The 18,550-nt window shown below is 55.2% G+C and carries 14 protein-coding genes; 7 read left to right on the top strand and 7 right to left on the bottom strand.

The features are described 5' to 3' along the window. The first annotated feature begins 99 nt into the window (after positions 1–99). A complete protein-coding gene (locus DFO56_RS18940) occupies positions 100–1,749 on the top strand; it encodes an alpha,alpha-trehalase (RefSeq protein WP_045507661.1) in 1,650 nt (549 codons plus the stop codon). Between the two features lie 125 nt (positions 1,750–1,874). On the opposite strand, the gene DFO56_RS18935 is transcribed toward DFO56_RS18940, so the two are convergent. Next, complete coding sequence (locus DFO56_RS18935) at positions 1,875–3,464, bottom strand: STY4199 family HEPN domain-containing protein (protein WP_045507658.1); 1,590 nt, start codon at positions 3,462–3,464, stop codon at positions 1,875–1,877. 163 nt (positions 3,465–3,627) lie between these two features. On the opposite strand from DFO56_RS18935, the gene DFO56_RS18930 reads away from it, so the two are divergent. Continuing rightward, on the top strand, positions 3,628–4,158 hold the full coding sequence (locus DFO56_RS18930; RefSeq protein WP_370447823.1) for a GNAT family N-acetyltransferase: 531 nt from the start codon (positions 3,628–3,630) through the stop codon (positions 4,156–4,158). Between the two features lie 68 nt (positions 4,159–4,226). Then, positions 4,227–4,625: a YdeI family stress tolerance OB fold protein gene (locus DFO56_RS18925; protein WP_045507655.1), complete on the top strand. Its 399-nt coding sequence runs from the start codon at positions 4,227–4,229 to the stop codon at positions 4,623–4,625. 41 nt (positions 4,626–4,666) lie between these two features. On the opposite strand, the gene DFO56_RS18920 is transcribed toward DFO56_RS18925, so the two are convergent. Continuing rightward, a complete protein-coding gene (locus tag DFO56_RS18920) occupies positions 4,667–5,425 on the bottom strand; it encodes an SDR family NAD(P)-dependent oxidoreductase (RefSeq protein WP_045507652.1) in 759 nt (252 codons plus the stop codon). A 119-nt stretch (positions 5,426–5,544) separates the two neighbouring features. On the opposite strand from DFO56_RS18920, the gene DFO56_RS18915 reads away from it, so the two are divergent. From DFO56_RS18915 to DFO56_RS18905, 3 genes are all read left to right on the top strand, one after another. Next, positions 5,545–6,447, top strand: a complete 903-nt coding sequence (locus DFO56_RS18915; protein WP_044489752.1) for a LysR family transcriptional regulator — start codon at positions 5,545–5,547, stop codon at positions 6,445–6,447. 49 nt (positions 6,448–6,496) lie between these two features. Continuing rightward, the gene (gene yhjD / locus DFO56_RS18910; protein WP_020455658.1) at positions 6,497–7,528 is read left to right on the top strand and encodes an inner membrane protein YhjD; all 1,032 of its coding nucleotides are present in this window, start codon (positions 6,497–6,499) and stop codon (positions 7,526–7,528) included. 272 nt (positions 7,529–7,800) lie between these two features. Next, on the top strand, positions 7,801–9,117 hold the full coding sequence (locus DFO56_RS18905) for an MFS transporter (RefSeq protein WP_020455659.1): 1,317 nt from the start codon (positions 7,801–7,803) through the stop codon (positions 9,115–9,117). Between the two features lie 50 nt (positions 9,118–9,167). On the opposite strand, the gene DFO56_RS18900 is transcribed toward DFO56_RS18905, so the two are convergent. Beyond that, positions 9,168–11,222 carry an AsmA family protein gene (locus DFO56_RS18900; protein ID WP_045507649.1) on the bottom strand — a complete coding sequence of 685 codons (2,055 nt, stop codon included), beginning with the start codon at positions 11,220–11,222 and terminating at the stop codon, positions 9,168–9,170. 67 nt (positions 11,223–11,289) lie between these two features. Next, positions 11,290–12,060: a cyclic-guanylate-specific phosphodiesterase gene (pdeH, locus tag DFO56_RS18895; protein ID WP_020455661.1), complete on the bottom strand. Its 771-nt coding sequence runs from the start codon at positions 12,058–12,060 to the stop codon at positions 11,290–11,292. Between the two features lie 232 nt (positions 12,061–12,292). Here pdeH and DFO56_RS18890 point away from each other — a divergent pair, with 232 nt between their 5' ends. Further along, positions 12,293–13,222 carry a sugar kinase gene (locus DFO56_RS18890; protein WP_020455662.1) on the top strand — a complete coding sequence of 310 codons (930 nt, stop codon included), beginning with the start codon at positions 12,293–12,295 and terminating at the stop codon, positions 13,220–13,222. Between the two features lie 43 nt (positions 13,223–13,265). On the opposite strand, the gene DFO56_RS18885 is transcribed toward DFO56_RS18890, so the two are convergent. The 3 genes from DFO56_RS18885 to hmsP form a co-directional block, all read right to left on the bottom strand. After that, positions 13,266–14,765, bottom strand: coding sequence for a pitrilysin family protein (locus DFO56_RS18885; protein ID WP_045507640.1), 1,500 nt, complete (start codon positions 14,763–14,765; stop codon positions 13,266–13,268). 217 nt (positions 14,766–14,982) lie between these two features. After that, positions 14,983–16,269, bottom strand: coding sequence for a dicarboxylate/amino acid:cation symporter (locus tag DFO56_RS18880; RefSeq protein WP_045507638.1), 1,287 nt, complete (start codon positions 16,267–16,269; stop codon positions 14,983–14,985). A 157-nt stretch (positions 16,270–16,426) separates the two neighbouring features. Beyond that, entirely contained in the window at positions 16,427–18,433 is a 2,007-nt protein-coding gene (hmsP, locus tag DFO56_RS18870) for a biofilm formation regulator HmsP (RefSeq protein WP_045507635.1), read from the bottom strand. Positions 18,434–18,550 lie beyond the last annotated feature (117 nt).

The raw sequence follows: 18,550 nt of genomic DNA, 5'->3' as shown, positions 1-18,550 counted from the left end.
CACTTCGTCCTTCACGGATCGAAGCGAATGTCTACGCTTAATAGATAGCCGGGCAACACCCGTAATTTTTTACGACGACATCCGGAGGCCATAATCCTTATGTTCAACCAGAAACTACAAAGCGCAGAATCCGTCGAGTTCGTGATTGAGGAAGAGATCGTCTACGAAACCGATCCGTGCGAGTTAAAACTGGATGAAATGATCGAGGCGGAGCCGGAGCCGGAAATGATCGAAGGGTTACCGGCGTCCGACGCGCTAACCCCTGCCGATCGTTATCTTGAACTGTTTGAACACGTGCAGTCGTCGCGTATTTTTGCCGACAGCAAAACCTTTCCCGACTGCGCGCCGAAAATGGATCCGCTCGATATTCTGATTCGCTATCGCAAAATCAAACGCAAACCGGAGTTCGATCTGCGCCAATTCGTGAAAGCGCATTTCTGGATGCCGGAGGACTACTCCAAAGCCTATGTCTCCAACCCGGAGAACTCATTAAAAGAGCATATCGACCAGTTGTGGCCGATCCTCACCCGCGAGCCACAGGATCACATTCCGTGGTCTTCCCTGCTGCCGCTGCCGCAGGCGTACATTGTGCCCGGCGGGCGATTCCGCGAGACCTACTACTGGGATTCCTACTTCACCATGCTTGGCCTTGCAGAGAGCGGGCGCGATGATTTGCTGCGCTGTATGGCGGATAACTTCGCGTGGATGATTGAGCGTTACGGTCATATTCCGAACGGCAACCGCACCTATTACCTGAGCCGCTCGCAGCCACCGGTTTTCGCGCTGATGGTTGAGCTGTTTGAAGAGGACGGCGTACGCGGTGCGCGACGCTACCTTGATCATCTGTTAATGGAGTACGCGTTCTGGATGGATGGCGCGGAATCGCTGGCGCTGAACCAGGCGTACCGCCACGCGGTGCGTATGCCGGATGGTGCGTTGCTCAACCGTTACTGGGACGACCGCGACACGCCGCGTGATGAATCCTGGCTTGAGGACGTTGAAACGGCGCGTCATTCCGGGCGACCGGCAAGTGAAGTCTATCGCGATTTGCGCGCGGGCGCGGCTTCCGGCTGGGACTACTCCTCGCGCTGGCTGCGCGATGCGCAACGGCTGGCGAGCATTCGCACCACGCAGTTCATCCCGATTGATTTGAACGCGTTTCTGTTCAAACTGGAAAGCGCTATTGCCAATATTTCCGGGCTGAAAGGCGACAGAGAACGCGAAGCACTGTTCCGCCAGAAAGCGAGCGATCGCCGCGCGGCGGTGAACCGCTATCTGTGGGATGACGAGAATGGCTGTTATCGCGACTACGACTGGCGTCGTGAGCAGATGGCGCTGTTTTCTGCGGCCAGTATTGTCCCGCTGTATGTTGGCATGGCAACCCATGAGCAGGCAGAGCGGCTGGCGGACGCCGTAAAAGCACGCCTGCTGACGCCTGGCGGTATTCTGGCAACAGAGTACGAAACCAGCGAACAGTGGGATAAACCCAACGGCTGGGCACCGCTGCAATGGATGGCGATTCAGGGCTTCAAAATGTACGGTAACGACTCGCTGGGCAATGAGATCGCCCATAGCTGGTTGCAGACGGTGAATCACTACTATCAGCAGCACCACAAGCTGATTGAGAAGTACCATATCGCCAGCAGTACGCCGCGTGAAGGTGGTGGGGGTGAATACCCGTTGCAGGATGGTTTCGGCTGGACGAACGGCGTAGTGCGCCGCCTTATCGGTTTGTACGGCGAACCGTAAGCTGCCGCTTCAGCGGCGCGCTATCACGTCATTGGCTATGCTGGTGCATCCTGGTCGCTTACGCTTGTAAGCGCCAGGATGTGCCAGGTTGCTGTGCGTAACACGAAAGTATGCACCTGCGAAAATTAATCAATTACCTCATAAATCGAGGTCTGAATATCCGACCACTTGCGGTTTTCATCCGACGGATCGGCTTCGAAACGTAACTGCGCTTGCTCCATCTCATACCGCTGGCGATCTACCACCGGCTTGACGGTACAAAACGCGCGTAGATAGTCGCGCGTAATCGAGGTCAGCTTTTTGTTATTGGCCGCCATTTCGTGCGTCAGCGTGGTGATAAAACGCCGGCAGGGGCGGTTTTCATCCATTTGCAGGCGATATCGCAGCAGCAGATCCAGCACATCGTTGTAATCCGCTATCACCGCGTTTTCCGTCCAGGAGAGCTTCCAGTTCATCCCGGTGCGTAAAAACAGCGACACCACGCGCGTATCGTTGCGATCAATCGCCGCGCGGAAGTTATTTTCGTCGCGCGGCAGTCCCAGGCGGCTGAGTTCCTCTTTCGGTGAGGGGCGTTCGCGATCCTCGGCAATCGGCACGGTAACCCGGGCCTGACGCGCCACCGGTCCAGACATCCCGCTGGTAAACATCCAGAAGGCGCCAATCGCCATCAGCAACACCATCACACCGACCGCACTCCACAGCACGCCAGAGAGCATCTGGTCGCGCTCTTCGCGGCTGCGCACCGATCGTTTTGCAGGTTTATCAATACTGTCACGCATCGGCATCGCATCACCTCCGGCAGCGCGGTCTTTTTTCCGCGTCTGCTCCCAGTAAGCGTCTAAATCCCCGCCGGCCTCACGCAGTATTTCAGCGGGATTGGTTTGCGTGCGCCCTTCATCGAACGCGCGCTGAACCGGTCCGGTAATTTGCGGATAATAGCTGTTCAATAAGAGCAGCTGATTAGAGGTGAGCGGCTGTCCTGACACCACGCTTGCACGCATCTGGCGAATGTCATCCAGAAAGGTTTGCAACGTTTTGCGCGGTTCCAGGAGCAGGTTCAGTTCCGAGGCGTCATTAAACAGCCGGGCATAACGCTGGCTAAACTCTTTTTTATCTATCAGCAACAGCGCCAGCTCGCTAAACCGCATGCCGCTCAGTACATCATTGTGATCGCCAAGCCGTAACCAGCGCCGCACACGATCGGCACCAAACTGTGTTTTCAGGTGATTACGCAGCTTTTCGCTATCCGGCCACACCTGCATCACCAGCGATTTAATCATCGTTTCCATGGCGCGTAGCTGCTGTAGCCCTTGCCGCTGCTGCGCATCATCCGACGGCAAGGCGGTGTTGTAGCTCAGCAACTTCTGCTTATTACGCAGGTTTTCCAGCGCGCTGATAAATCGCAGCGCCGCAATAAGCTGATTTTCCGTCACATTCTGCCCGTTCTCATAACGCGGAACGAGCTGCTGCAAGTGACGAAGCTGTAAAGTGAACTGTGTTAATTCCGCATCGTTGAGTTTTAGTCGTTTAGCCACCGCGCCCCAGCCACCCAAACTCAGGCGCGCAACATCCAGTTGTTCTAAAAACCAGCGAGGGTCTTTACCTTCATCAAAATGCACATTCAGCAGCAATAAGATTTCAACAGACGCCTCGCGAATAATAGCAATGCATTTTTCAAACTGTTCACCCGTATTCAATGGGGCAGAAAGAGTCATTATTTTCCTTTAAGTACAACTGAAGAAACAATTAACTGGCCAACCTGAGCGCTTAATTTTTTCTTTATTTATGAATAAGTAAAAGATAGCTCAGTTGACGATTATTATCAGTGATAGTGGTTTCAAGCCGAAAAAAAAACAGCAGGAGATATTCACTGTGTTAATGCTTTTTACCCCAAGACTGACCTGTTCGCCAATAACAGAAGCAGCATGGCCATTCTTTCTTTCACTGCAACAAGATCCGCAGGTAATGCGCTACGTTGCCGATGCCCGCAGTGAACATGAGATCCGTGAAGCATTCGACGCCCGGCTGGCCCCCTGGTCCCCCGGCAGCCGACACTGGCTCTGCCTGCTGGTACGCGACACGGCGACAAACGAACCGCTGGGCGTCACCGGTTATATTCACCGCGAGGATGACTGCGCCGAAGTCGGCTTTCTGTTCGCGTCTGCCGCACAGGGCAAAGGCTATGGCCAGGAGTCGCTAAAAGCGCTGTGTGATTACGCCTTCAGCGAAGGCGGCATTCGTAAGCTCACCGCTACCGTAACGGCGGGAAACCACGCGTCCCGACACTTGCTGGAAAAAACCGGCTTTATTCTCGAAGGCGAATTGCGCGAGTCCTACTGGCTGGCAGGACGCTGGCATAACGACTGGCTGTTTGGCTTACTGCGCCACGAATATGACGAAAAACGATAATTCGTCAGCATAGTTCGCTATGCTCTGCCAGGCTTAAGGACGTGTTCCGGCAATATTCAGGAGAGGTTATGAAGAAAATTGTGCTTGTCGCCAGTCTGGTGGCGCTGTTCTCCATGACGGCATTCGCAGAAGATGCACCCGGTCTGAAAGCGGACAAAGCGCCGCCACCGCCGCATAAAATGGATGACGGCTATCGCGGCATGGAAGATGCGCGCACCATGACCGTCAAACAGGCAAAAGCCCTGCATGATGGCGCGTCCGTCTCGCTGCGCGGTAACCTGGTTGAGAAGGAGAGCGGTGATCTTTACCTGTTCCGCGACAAAACCGATCAGGTTCAGGTCTATATTCCAGCGGCGATATTTGATGGTAAATCCGTGTCGCCGGATGAACTGGTCGGCATCAGCGGCTCGCTGGATAAAAAACAGCAACCGGTGCGTATCCGGGTAACGCATTTTCAGAAACAGTAAAGCTGCACGCCCGGCAGCGAACCCTGCCGGGCGTGACGGTCTTACAGGAACATCCCACCCGACACTTCCACGCGTTGCGCATTCATCCACGCCAGCTCGTCGCTCAGCAGTGCGGCAATTGCATCGCCAATATCATCCGGCAGGCCGACACGACCCAACGCGGTTTGCGCAGCAATGTGTTGATTAACCTGCTCATTATCACGCACTACCCCGCCGCCAAAATCGGTTTCAATCGCCCCCGGTGCAATGATATTCACCGAAATGCCCCGCGCGCCAAGCTCCTTCGCTTGGTAACGGGTCAGCACTTCCATTGCCCCTTTCATTGACGCATACGCCGCATAGCCCGGCTGGCAAAAACGCGCCAGGCCACTGGAAACATTCAGGATGCGCCCGCCATTTTTCAGCAGCGGCAGCAGGCTTTGCGTCAGGAAGAACGGGCCTTTGAAATGGATATTCACCAGCTGATCAAATTGCTCAACGCTGGTTTCGGCGAAAGTTGCGCTGATACCGATGCCAGCATTGTTCAATAAATAATCAAACGTTTCGCGCTGCCATACCGATTTCAATTGTTCCTGCACGTTGCGCGCAAAAGCATCAAATCCGGTGATATCACCGACGTTAAGCTGCAATGCCACCGCTTTCACGCCTTTTTGCTCAATTTCACGCACCACATTCTGCGCTTCTTCGGCGTTATTGTTGTAGGTCAGGATAATGCCCGTTCCTTTCGCTGCCAGCTTCAGCGCCGCGTTTTTACCCAAACCGCGGCTGCCACCTGTCACTAAAGCAATATGTTGTGTCATAAGAAACCTCGTTTTCGCTGATGTGAGACCGTGAAAAGAGCTTATTAGCTGACGAATAAACAATAAAGGTGCTAAATTACGCTTCACTGTTTCATTACAGGCAACAATCGAGCGTGATGATGGATAAAATTTACGCAATGCAACTGTTTATCCGCGTGGCGGAACTGGAGAGTTTTTCCCGCGCGGCGGACTCGATGGGGCTTCCTAAGGGTAGCGTATCGCGCCAGATCCAGGCGCTGGAGACGCACCTCGGCACCCAGTTGTTGCACCGCACCACACGCCGCGTCCAGCTCACGCAGGACGGCATGGTTTACTACGAGCGGGCGAAAGATCTGCTGGCGAATATGGATGAGCTCGACGGGATGTTCCTGCATGATCCATCAAGCATCAGCGGGCGTTTGCGCGTCGATATGCCGGTCGGGGTGGCGAAAAATCTGCTGATCCCGCGCCTGCCCGCTTTCCTGCAACAATACCCCGGCATTGAACTGGAGCTCAGCAGCAGCGACAGGCTGGTGGATATTATTCGCGAAGGGTTCGACTGCGTCGTGCGCGTTGGCACGCTCAAAGATTCCGGTCTGATCGCCCGCCAGCTCGGGCGGCTGTCGGTCATTAACTGCGCCAGCCCCGATTATCTGGCACGTTTTGGCTACCCGGAAACGCTCGACGATTTATCCTCCCACGCGCTGGTGCATTACGCCGTTAACCTAGGAACGCGTCCGCCAGGCTTTGAGGTCTGGCAGGATAAACAGACACACTGGGTGAAAACGGGCGGCATACTGACGGTGAACAGCACCGAAACATACCAGGCTGCCTGTCTGGCCGGATTAGGGATTATTCAGGTGCCGCGCGTTGGCGTACGCGAAGCGCTGCGGGCGGGGAAACTGGTGGAGATCCTGCCGCAATATCGTGCGGAGCCGATGCCGGTTTCGCTGATTTACCCGCACCGCCGTAATTTATCGCGCCGCGTGCATCTGTTTATGGAGTGGCTGGCGACCGTACTGAAGGATTACGTCGACCACTAGCAGCTATAATTTCAGTTACCACACATTCAGGAGAAGGAAAACAAACCTGATGACGCCGGAAAATCATGAAAAACGCCCGACGCAAGACCTCGACTACGAACCCGTCAGGAAGATGGCTGAGCAGCCCACCGAAAAGAAACACTCTGCCCCTTCAGCCGCCAGTACCACGCTGGCATCCCTCACCGACATGGTGCAAAAGATCCAGCGCTGGCCTGTGGTGGCGCACCTGATCCGCGCGACGGAACGTTTTAACGACCGCATGGGCAACCAGTTTGGCGCGGCCATTACCTACTTCTCGTTTCTGTCGATGATCCCCATCATGATGGTGTCGTTTGCCGCCGCCGGTTTTGTGCTCGCCTCGCACCCGACGCTGTTGCAGGACATCTTCAATAAGATCCTGATGAGCGTGAGCGATCCGACGATGGCTTCGACACTGCAAAACACCCTCAATATTGCCGTGCAGCAGCGCACGACGGTAGGGATTGTCGGGCTGGCTATCGCCCTCTATTCCGGCGTCAACTGGACCGGCAACCTGCGTGAGGCAATCCGCGCTCAGTCGCGCGATGTCTGGGAGCGTAACGCGCAGGATGAAGAAAAAATCTGGGTAAAGTATTTCCGCGACTTCATTTCGCTGATTGGTCTGTTAGTCGCGCTGATCGTGACGCTTTCCATAACGTCGGTGGCGGGCTCCGCGCAGCAGTTGATCATCAACGCGCTGCACCTGGATTACATTGAATGGCTGAAACCGGCCTGGCGGCTGATTGGCCTGGCTATTTCGATTTTCGCGAACTATTTGCTCTTCTTCTGGATCTTCTGGCGTTTGCCGCGCCACCGCCCGCGTAAAAAGGCGCTGATTCGCGGCACATTTCTCGCCGCGATTGGGTTTGAAGTGATCAAAATCATCATGACCTGGACGCTGCCATCGCTGGTCAAATCGCCTTCCGGCGCGGCGTTTGGCTCGGTGCTCGGGCTGATGGCGTTCTTCTACTTCTTTGCTCGCCTGACGCTGTTTTGCGCCGCGTGGATCGCCACTGCGCAGTACAAAGGTGACCCGCGCATGCCGGACAAAACCCACCACTAACACTGCTATCGGGCTGAAGGAAATGGAATATTTCAGCCCGCCTGGCGATTTCAGCATGAAAATCCAGTCCGTAACTTTTATTTAACCAAAAACCAGTTTTATTCTCTGATTATTAAAATCTGTGAAGCATTTCATAGAAGGTAAATCGTGAGTCTGAAAATTATTCGCTTTTTGCCGGTTTTTTGCGCGAAAGCCCGGTTTGTTACAGATTGAAATGTCGCTTTTGCTGTGGCTAATATGGTCGTTCGTTCGCGCAAAAATAAGAAAATTCTATGCAAGCTACAGCCACAACTTTCGACAACGAGCAGGAAAATCCCCCGGTAAATTCACGTAATAAAGTCGTCGTTGCGTCTCTGATTGGCACCGCCATCGAGTTCTTCGATTTCTATATTTACGCCACCGCTGCGGTGATTGTATTCCCGCATATCTTCTTCCCGCAGGGCGACCCGACGGCCGCCACGCTACAGTCGCTGGCGACCTTCGCCATTGCTTTTATTGCGCGCCCGATTGGTTCCGCTGTGTTTGGACACTTTGGCGACCGCGTTGGCCGTAAAGTGACGCTGGTGGCCTCGCTGCTGACGATGGGGATCTCAACCGTGCTGATCGGTCTGCTGCCGGGGTACGAAACCATTGGCGTGATGGCACCGTTGCTGCTGGCACTGGCGCGTTTCGGCCAGGGTCTGGGGCTGGGCGGTGAATGGGGCGGCGCGGCGCTGCTGGCCACGGAAAACGCCCCGCCGCGCAAACGCGCGCTGTACGGCTCTTTCCCGCAGTTGGGCGCGCCGATTGGCTTCTTCTTTGCGAATGGCACCTTCCTGCTGCTCTCCTGGTTACTGACCGATGAGCAGTTTATGGCGTGGGGCTGGCGCGTGCCGTTCATCTTCTCCGCCGTGCTGGTGCTGATTGGCCTGTACGTTCGCGTTTCGCTGCATGAAACACCGGTATTTGCCAAAGTCGCCGCCGCGAAGAAACAGGTGAAAGTGCCGCTGGGCACGCTGCTGACCAAACATGTGCGCGTTACCGTGCTGGGCACCTTTATCATGCTGGCGACCTATACGCTATTCTACATCATGACGGTCTATTCCATGACCTTCAGCACCTCGCCGCAGGGCCTGGGCCTGCCGCGTAACGAAGTGCTGTGGATGCTGATGATGGCGGTGATTGGCTTCGGTGTGATGGTGCCGGTGGCGGGTCTGCTGGCGGACGCCTTTGGTCGCCGCAAAAGCATGGTGATCATCACCACGCTTATCATCCTGTTCGCGCTGTTTGTCTTCCCGCCGCTGCTCGGTTCCGGTAGCCCGGTGCTGGTGATGGCCTACCTGCTGATCGGCCTGAGCCTGATGGGGCTGACCTTCGGTCCGATGGGCGCGCTGCTGCCGGAGTTGTTCCCGACGGAAGTGCGTTATACCGGCGCGTCGTTCTCTTACAACGTGTCGTCGATCCTCGGCGCATCGGTGGCACCTTATATCGCCACCTGGCTGCAGGCCAATTATGGTCTGATGTATGTCGGGTTCTACCTGGCCGCGATGGCCACATTAACGCTTATCGCGCTGCTGTTGACCCACGAAACTAAACACCAGTCGCTGTAAACTTTTTGCCCTCTCTTCGCTGAAGAGAGGGCTACTTCCCGTTGCGCTTCCTAGTGTTTCATCTGTGACAAAATCGCCCGGCACTGATTCTGCTCACCTTCCGATGGCGAGATCAACGCCAGCAATGCCGCCGCCGGGGTGACCAGGGTTGCCAGCGCTGCCGCCACCGCACCGCGCGCAATCAACGGCCCGGGTTTCACCCCCGCCTGCGGGTTTTTAAAGCTGCCACGCACGTAGAGCGGTGAACGCAGCGTGACAATACGCACGCCTTTGCTTTCAGGATCGATGGTTAAGTCGAGTTGTTCCGACGCCATGCTGGCGGTGCCGGTAATGTTAATCAGCGCGTTTTCCGTATCAAAGGCGAAGATTTGCGGACGCGCGACGCCGTTGACTAAATCGAGGTTCGCTGCGGCACAATTTACCCGCACTTCGTCATCGCCAAACAACTGACCGACAATATAGTTGCCGACGTTAAGACCAAGAATTTCCATCAGGTTACGGCTGACTACCCCGTCGTTCATTAACAGTTTCAGGTTGCCATTGCTGGTGCCCAGCAGCGCTGCTACGGAGTTGCCCACGCCGCGAAGCTCTGCGTCACCGTTCATCTCACCGAGGGTTTTCTGCATCAGCTCGACATCAGGCATCAGCTCTTTGAGCTTCAGCCGCCGCGCCTGGATCTCCGCCCGACCTTGCATCGGTTTTTTATCCCCTTCGAGATGGATATTCGATGAGATGGTGCCGCCCGCAAGACCAAATTTCAGCGGTTGCAGGCGCAGGTCGGCATCTTTCAGCAGAATGTGGGTCGACAAGTCGCTGATGGGTAACGTTGAGCCATGCTCAATCCGCCGGCCTTTAAAGCGCACATCGGCATCCATTACGTCCCATTTGTCGGTTTCAAAGCGGTCATACGGCAGCACTTTGTCTGCCGGTTGCCCTGCTTTCTCGCTCTTTTGCTGCTCGGTGCGTTTCGACTGCTCAGCGCCTTTGCCGGAATCGACACCAATCAGCGGCCCTAAATCTGCCAGCCGTAACTGGCGCGATTCAACGTCGCCTTCCAGTTTTGGACGCGGTTTAGCGGTGGTGTAGCGCAGCGTGCCATGAATATCGCTTTCGCCGATATGACCATTAAAGTCGCGATAGTCATACACCGCCCCTTTTTCGTTGTTGAGCTTCGCGATGAGATGGCCATCGGTTTCAAACGGCGGCGTGTCCGGCAGCAACACGCCGGTTAAGTCATACAGTTCGCCAAGGGAGTTACCACCGAACTTGAGTTGTAAGTCAGCACCGCCCATGTTCATCGGGTCGTTGATGGTGCCGACAAACGCCACGCGCGTGTTACCGGAGCGGAAATCCGCCTGCACCGGGAAAGGTGTGCCTTCGCTGCGCAGCGCCAGCATGCCGCCAATTTTGCCGCTGCCGGACACCGGCTGGCCGTTGTAACGCCCTTTCGCCGTCAGACCAAAGATGTAATCCCCGGCGTTGACTTTGCTGTCGCTTTTGCCGGTCACTTCGCTAAACGGCAGCGGCTTGCCTAAGGGATTTACCAGAATCTCGATATCAGCGCGGTTGAGCGCATCATCAATGGCGATACGCCCGCGATCAAAAAGAATGTTATCCAGCCGGAATGACCAACTCGAAGGCTGCGCATTGGCGTCTTTGTTGGCGTCGCTGGCGAGCGTGAAGGTCCAGTTGTTGAGCTTTTCCGAGCGACGAATCAGCCTGGCATCGGGCTGTTGCAGTTTGATCCACGGCAGGTAAACGGTTTTGGTGAACAGCGCCAGCGGCGCAAGGGTGGCTTCAACGCGGGGTAAATGCACCATCGTCACTTCGTCGATACCCGGCGGGTTGCCCAGCATAATATCGTCGGCGTGAACATGCGGCCATGGAACCCAGCTGCGCCAGCCGGTTTCCTCTTTTTGTCGTTCCCACACCACGCCCAAATCACCGCGAATAGCGAACGGACGGTTAAGCTCCGTGGAGACTTTTTCGTTAATGGTGGGTTTGAGGCGGTTCCAGTCGAATGTGGCGATGATGATAATGGCGACCACAATCAGCAACAGCAACGTCGCGAAGACGGCGATAATCGCTTTACTCGTTTTTGTCATCGTTCTGCCTTTCCTTTAAAGCCTTACCTGTCATAAAGATAGTAGAGGCTCGCAGAAAGGGCTGCGGTTACAGCTCGAGTATCACGTGTTCAAGTTTGGCTAAAGGAACCGGACGGGAGAGAAAATAGCCCTGCGCCGCATAAGCCGGTGAATCCTGCACATCGCGCCACTCCTCCAGCGTTTCCACACCTTCGACAATCACGCCCTGGCAATAGCGGTTCATCAACTGTAACAGCATGGTGAACAGGTTTTGCCCTTCCGGCGTTTTACGCAACATGATGAACAGATCGCGTGCCACTTTGATGTAGTCGTAACGCACTTCGCTTAACGCAGAGAAATTCGCCATGCCGGTGCCGAAGTCGTCCAGCCACAGCGGACCAATTTCGCTGATCGAGGCGAACGTCGAATCCTGCGGGAGCCGGATATGTTCGACCAGTTCAAAGCGGATCCACGGCAGTGAATTAATCAACGCCATCAGATCGGTATCCTGGCGCATCGCCAGCAGGGTTGGGCCGTCAACATTCACCGAGGCCAGCACATCATTGCTGAGGAAGAAGGCTTTTTGTTCCGCCAGCAGCGCCACTTGCTCATGCACCACATCAACACGCTGGCGCACCGCCACTTCGGAAAAGTAGCGATCCGGCGCAATGCGCGTTTCCGGCTGCGACGGATGGGTAACAATGGTTAATACTTCAACCGCCATCAGACGACCATCGGTTTTATAGATGGGCTGATAAGTATAAGCACGTTCACATTGCAGCCAATAACGACGCTCCTGCAAGCTTTCAATGCTTGCTTCCGGAATGTTTAGCTGCTGGATGACCTGCTTTAACTTCATTTCTGCTGTCCTGTCGAAGGCGATGACCGGGAGGAATTCGTCAATGAGTTATCGGCGGGCGTGTCAATAACTTTACGCTCCGTCTGCGGGCAAATTTAAAAACCGCCGACGGGAAATCTGCCAGGAACAGGCTTTAGCTCAAAAAAATACTGGAACGTTGTTTTAATATAGTTGACCACGAATCACCCACAACGCACACTACCGTTAATTTATCTGATCCAGGTTGATGACTATGTCCAGGAAAATTGCCGTCATTGGCGAATGCATGATTGAACTGTCACAAAAAGGCACGGAAGTGAACCGTGGCTTTGGTGGCGATACGCTTAACACGTCCGTTTATATCGCCCGCCAGGTCAATCCTGCTGCGCTTTCCGTGCACTATGTTACCGCGCTTGGCACCGACAATTTCAGCCAGCAGATGCTGGATGCCTGGCAAAGCGAGGACGTCGATACCAGCCTGACGCAACGTATGGAAAACCGCCTGCCTGGCCTCTATTACATCGAAACCGACAGCACCGGCGAGCGTACTTTCTACTACTGGCGTAACGAAGCAGCCGCCAAATTCTGGCTGGAGAGCGAGCAGTCTGCGGCTATCTGCGAACAACTTGCGACCTTCGATTACCTCTACCTGAGCGGCATCAGCCTTGCCATTCTTAGCCCGGCAAGCCGCAACAAGCTGTTGTCGCTGTTGCAGGCATGCCGGGCGAATGGCGGCAAAGTCATTTTTGATAACAACTACCGTCCACGCCTGTGGGCCAGCAAAGAAGAGACGCGTCAGGTTTATCAGCAAATGCTGGCTTGCACGGATATCGCGTTCCTGACGCTTGATGACGAAGACCTGCTGTGGGGCGAGAAACCGGTAGAAGAAGTTATCGAACGCACGCAGCGCGCGGGCGTAAAAGAAGTGGTTATCAAGCGCGGCGCAGACTCATGCCTGGTGGCGATTGCGGGTGAAGCGCTGGTGGAAGTTCCGGCGGTGAAACTGCCAAAAGAGAAAGTGATTGATACCACAGCGGCCGGGGATTCCTTCAGCGCGGGTTACCTGTCGGTACGTCTGACCGGTGGCGATGCGACAGAAGCGGCAAAACGCGGACATTTAACCGCCAGCACGGTCATTCAATATCGCGGCGCGATTATTCCGCGCGATGCCATGCCGCAATAACGCTGTTCACCCCTCTCCTTTACCGGAGAGGGGCAATTAAGCATTACTGCTGCGGGGGAATGTCCGAGACGTCAGAATGACTTTCGTCACCACTGGCAGCAGGCGCTGCGGCGTTATCCGCTGGCGGTGCCATCACTTCATCCCACGTTGCCTGCAAATCCTTCATGTTGAACTCCGGCTCGCCTTTCGGCTGCAGCAACACCAACGCCATATCCTGTGAAAGCTGCTGATGCAGATCCTGGTTCAGCATCTGCGGCGTCAGGTTGTTCAGGAAGTTCTGGCGCAGCTTTTGATACTGCTCCGGCGCAATATCCACCACCTGGTTTTGCAAAGAACGCATCCGCTGGCTGATCAGAATATCGGTACTGGCGCGCGCATAGGTGGCGAACAGCTTTTGCAGCTCAAGGTTTTTCTGCGCGATAAGCGCTTTAAATTCCTCTTCCGGCAGCCCTTTCTCGCGCACTTTCGCCAGCTCACGCGCAATCACGCCGACATTGGTATTGAGCTTGTCATTGGGTGAATCAACGTTAATGGCGCATTGCGCCCGCTGGAACAGCACCCGGCAGTCAAAACCGAGACCAATCTCTTTGGCGTTGTTTTTGCTCAGGTTCTGCTGGATATGCCAGAACAGGGCTTCACGCGCCAAATCCGCACGCCAGTAACGCTCAAGCGCGGCGGACTCGCGAATCGGTTGCCAGGCGGAGTCCCACATGATCGACAAACGATCCTGGGTGACACCCTCGCTCATCAGGCTAACCGACTGGCGCGGTAGCGGCGACAGCGTCGCAACCGGCGCAGGCGTCTGGCGTTTCCCTTTCAGCTCGCCGAAGGTTTTACCAATCTGCTCGGCGATAGCGCGGCTATCCACATTCCCGACCACAATCAACGTCATCGCGTCCGGCGTGTACCATTTTTCGTAGAAACCTTTCAGTTGCGCCGCATCGACCGGCTCTTTCAGCGTTCCGGCGGGATCGTGCCCCAGCAGCGGCGAACCTTTCAGGCGGTAGCGCCACCAGCTGTCTTTGGTGTCGGGCGGCCAGGTAGCAACCATATCGTTGCTGGCGAGAGCGTGATTCACCGTTTCCGGCGTGATGGTGAGATTTCCGGCGGCATCCGCCAGGTAAACCATCGCCTCTTTCAGCAGGTCGCTGCGGTTGTTCGGTATGCTGAGGTTATATTGCGTGTATTCGTAGGAGACCAGCGCCGGCGGCAGCGGGCGCTTCGGGTCAATACCTTGTTGCCACAGCGAGCGTACCTGGGAAGGTTCGAGCCGACCACTGTGGGTCAACGCAACGCGGGGAATAAAGTGGCTGAAACCGCTCTGTTGGCTACCTTCGGTGAGCGAACCGGTATCAATAGACAGGCGAATCTCAATGCGATCGCTGGGGCGCTGGGGTGTGGCCAGAACCTGCCACTGAAAACCATTTGCCAGCGTCCCTTGTTGCCAGGCCGGGTCAGGCTGGAGCGCATCTGCCTGCACATAACCGACAGCTGCCAGCATCAGCAAACCGCCCGTTAACAGTCGAATTTTTGTGCCCTGCATGTGAACCCCTAATCAACATTCCTGGTTAAAAAGTATGCCCGCGCAAAGGGGCTAAAAGCGTGTTAAAACACTTCGCTTTTAGACCGCGGGAAATGCAAAACGTCACATCGCGATGTGAATTATCACGAAATTTCATCGTAAATTGTGACGGATCCAGGAGGTAATTATGCGCAGGTACCCGCAGCCCGACAAGGGACTGCGGTCATAAGTCACGAAATTATGAAGAAATTCCGGGGGTTTTCGCCGCGCTGGAACGGTTATCCAGCGTGTCGACCAGCTGTTTTTGATCCAGCTCTTTTACCCACTTCGCCACCACGATAGTCGCGACGCCGTTGCCCACCAGGTTGGTCAGCGCGCGCGCTTCGGACATAAAGCGGTCAATGCCCAGAATCAGCGCCAGCCCTGCCACCGGCAAATGCCCGACGGCGGAAAGCGTGGCGGCCAGCACAATAAACCCGCTGCCCGTCACCCCGGCGGCACCTTTTGAGGACAGCAGCAGCACGACCAGCAGCGTGATCTGATGGAAAATATCCATATGGCTGTTGGTTGCCTGGGCGATAAACACCGCCGCCATCGTCAGGTAAATGGAGGTGCCATCCAGGTTGAAGGAGTAGCCGGTTGGGATAACCAGCCCGACCACCGATTTACGGCAGCCCAGGCGCTCCATCTTCTCCAGCATGCGCGGCAGCGCGGATTCAGATGAAGAGGTGCCCAGAACGATCAGCAGCTCTTCGCGGATATAGCGGATAAATTTGAAGATGCTGAAGCCTGTTGCACGGGCAATCGTTCCCAGCACCACCACCACAAACAGAATACAGGTGACATAGAAGCAGATAATCAACTGGCCGAGTTGCACCAGCGTACCGACACCATATTTACCGATGGTAAACGCCATTGCCCCGAATGCGCCAATCGGCGCAAGGCGCATGATCATATTGATGATGCCGAAGATCACCTGCGAGAAACTTTCGATAACGTTAAAAATCAGCTGGCCTTTATGGCCTAAGCGATGCAGCGCGAAGCCAAACAGCACCGCGAACAGCAGCACTTGCAGAATATTGCCGCTGGCGAAAGCGCCAATCACGCTCGCCGGTATGACATCAAGCAGGAAGGCGACAATCCCCTGCTGTTGCGCCTGCTCGGCATACACCGCCACGGCTTTGGCATCGAGTGTTGCAGGGTCGACGTTCATTCCGGCGCCCGGTTGCACCACGTTAACGATCACCAGCCCGATAATAAGCGCCAGCGTACTGACAATTTCGAAGTAAAGCAGTGCAACCGCACCGGTACGACCTACCGCCTTCATGCTTTCCATGCCGGCGATACCGGTGACAACAGTACAGAAAATCACCGGGGCGATGATCATCTTGATGAGCTTCACGAAGCCATCACCAAGCGGTTTCATCTGTGCCCCGAGTTCAGGGTAGTAATGACCAAGCAGAATACCGATGGCAATCGCGGTCAGAACCTGAAAGTAGAGACTTTTAAACAGGGAGGTTTTCATAAGGTGTCCTTGAGATTAAACCTCAGGCTTTGTAGGGTTTTCAGTTAGCCTGCGGTTTAAAAATAACACCCGTCAAACATGACAGAAATAAACTTACATCAAATCTGAAACAACAATGTTAAAAACTTTGAACTGACTCGCACAAGCCCGTAACAAATTACGTATTTTCAGGCTTATCCGATCCAGCAAAGAACTGCTGTTCAAACGCCTCGGCAGACGCCGCGCGGCCAAATAAAAAGCCCTGCGCCACATCCACACCCGCGTCAGCCAGCCATGCCCGTTGCGCTTCATTCTCCACGCCCTCGGCGACGATGCGCAGATCCAGACTACGCGCCAGGTGGATAATGGCGGCCACCATGCTGTTTTCATCCGGCAAACCTTCAACAAACATTTTGTCGATTTTCAGCACATCGACCGGCAGCGACTTCATATGATGCAACTGGCGCAGCCCGGCATAACCCATGCCGAAATCATCCAGCGCAATGCGTACCCCGGCATCACGCAGCGGGCGCAAAATCGCCACTGCGGCCTGGGGATCATCAATGTGGCGGCTTTCGGTCACTTCGAGGATCAACGTCTGCGGCGCAATACGGTAACGCTGCAACAAATCCAGCATATCGGCCAGCATGGTGGGATGCGTCAGCTGGCAGGCCGAGAGATTCACCGAGAGCGGCAGCATAATGCCGCGCGCTTGCCAGCCCGCCAGCAGGCGGCAGGACTCTTCCAGTACCCAATAGCCGACGTTGACCATCAATCCGCAGGACTCAATACGTTCGATAAGCCCTTCCGGTAATGCCCAGCTGCCATCTGGTTGGCGCAAACGGAGCAACGCTTCCGCGCTCACCAGTTCGCCGCTCGCCGCATCCACCTGCGGCTGCAACCAGATCGCGAAACGACCCTCATCGAGCGCGGTAAGAATGTCGCTCTCCTGCGCCAGCCATTGCTGTGCCCGCTCCATCTGCTCTGGATCGAAGAACTGGATCTGGTTTTTCCCTTTGCGCTGCGCGCTGACGACAGCGGAAGCGGCCCGGTGGTAAAGCTGCCCGGCAGAAAGGTTGCCGTAAAACATCGCCACACCAATACTGGCATTGGGACGCAGTTGGATGCCGTGCAGCGGCACACGCTCGTTAATTACAGTGAGCACTTGCTTACCGAGCGTCATGGCGTGCCACGGCTCACTCACACCGTGGGCGATAATCGCAAAGTCATAAGCGCTCACCTGCGCCAGCACCCTGTTCGGCGTCAGTATTGATTTCAGTTTCTCCACCAGCGTCAGCAGCAACATCTCGCGCTGAGACTCCTGCAGCACACCGGCGGTATCACGCAGTGTTTCGCAGGCGATAACCAGCAGCGCGGTGGGATTTTGCCGGGTCACCGTTTGCTCCAGCAGCGCCATCAGGAAGGCTTTATTCGGCAATTCAGAAACCGGGAAATGCGTCGCCTGGGTGTTCAGCTCTTCTTGCTGACGCAGCAACAACTGCTGGTTGCGGTTGTAACTGCGCACCATGATGCCGATTTCATCATCATGATGGAGACGAGGCACAGGCAATTGATGCCCGGCCAGTTCCGACGCCGGAAGATCGTTAAGCTCCCGGGAAATTTTTCGCAGCGGGTGAACCACCAGCCGGTTGATACACCAGGTGAGCGCCACCGTGAGCATTAACGTCAACAGTAAGTAAGCAGTCACTAACGTTGATAAGGTGCTGATGACGAACTTGTAAACCCGATATGAATCCGCCTGCAGCACCAGGTAGGCCAGCGGTTGCGGGTTTGCCGGGCGCTCCAGCGAATAGATGGGTAAGGAGATCTGCACAGGCAGTTCAAACATCCGTGTGATCATCACCGGAACCGGACGTTCCGGGATAAAACTCATGCGCAAGGCCTGAAATTGATTCGGCAGCACCACATCCGCGCGGCTGACAACGCCCGCCGGTTTAATCTGTTTGATAATCGCTTCTGCTTCGGGGATGTCGGCTTTTAAAATCGCCGCTGAAAGCGGTTCGCGTACGGAGCGGGCAATGCTTTCCAGTTGTGTGGCCGTGTTATAGCGATTCTGCTGTAAGAAATGGAACAGCAAAATGACGCAGAAAATAAAAACAAACACCATAGAGACAACAGCAACCATGGCCATTTGTTTAATGGTTAAAGAACGGCTGACACGCAAAATCACTCTCCAGAGACACAATGAGCGCAGAACAGAAAAAAAGGGCACTTAGCCGCCAGAGTATACTCTATCGCGCGTCGCTTGAGATAAACCGCTAAGCAGAATCTCACTCAGCGG

Origin of the sequence: Kosakonia sp. AG348 (genome assembly GCF_003337365.1) — a bacterium.
In the GTDB taxonomy this organism is placed as follows: domain Bacteria; phylum Pseudomonadota; class Gammaproteobacteria; order Enterobacterales; family Enterobacteriaceae; genus Kosakonia.
Note: the sequence above shows the minus strand (reverse complement) of the source record. Positions and strands in the feature narration are given on the sequence as shown.

Coding starts and splice junctions, on each gene's coding strand:
- DFO56_RS18940 (WP_045507661.1), top strand. CDS start 100: ATGTTCAACCAGAAACTACAAAGCGCAGAATCCGTCGAGTTCGTGATT.
- DFO56_RS18935 (WP_045507658.1), bottom strand. CDS start 3,464: ATGACTCTTTCTGCCCCATTGAATACGGGTGAACAGTTTGAAAAATGC.
- DFO56_RS18930 (WP_370447823.1), top strand. CDS start 3,628: ATGCTTTTTACCCCAAGACTGACCTGTTCGCCAATAACAGAAGCAGCA.
- DFO56_RS18925 (WP_045507655.1), top strand. CDS start 4,227: ATGAAGAAAATTGTGCTTGTCGCCAGTCTGGTGGCGCTGTTCTCCATG.
- DFO56_RS18920 (WP_045507652.1), bottom strand. CDS start 5,425: ATGACACAACATATTGCTTTAGTGACAGGTGGCAGCCGCGGTTTGGGT.
- DFO56_RS18915 (WP_044489752.1), top strand. CDS start 5,545: ATGGATAAAATTTACGCAATGCAACTGTTTATCCGCGTGGCGGAACTG.
- yhjD (WP_020455658.1), top strand. CDS start 6,497: ATGACGCCGGAAAATCATGAAAAACGCCCGACGCAAGACCTCGACTAC.
- DFO56_RS18905 (WP_020455659.1), top strand. CDS start 7,801: ATGCAAGCTACAGCCACAACTTTCGACAACGAGCAGGAAAATCCCCCG.
- DFO56_RS18900 (WP_045507649.1), bottom strand. CDS start 11,222: ATGACAAAAACGAGTAAAGCGATTATCGCCGTCTTCGCGACGTTGCTG.
- pdeH (WP_020455661.1), bottom strand. CDS start 12,060: ATGAAGTTAAAGCAGGTCATCCAGCAGCTAAACATTCCGGAAGCAAGC.
- DFO56_RS18890 (WP_020455662.1), top strand. CDS start 12,293: ATGTCCAGGAAAATTGCCGTCATTGGCGAATGCATGATTGAACTGTCA.
- DFO56_RS18885 (WP_045507640.1), bottom strand. CDS start 14,765: ATGCAGGGCACAAAAATTCGACTGTTAACGGGCGGTTTGCTGATGCTG.
- DFO56_RS18880 (WP_045507638.1), bottom strand. CDS start 16,269: ATGAAAACCTCCCTGTTTAAAAGTCTCTACTTTCAGGTTCTGACCGCG.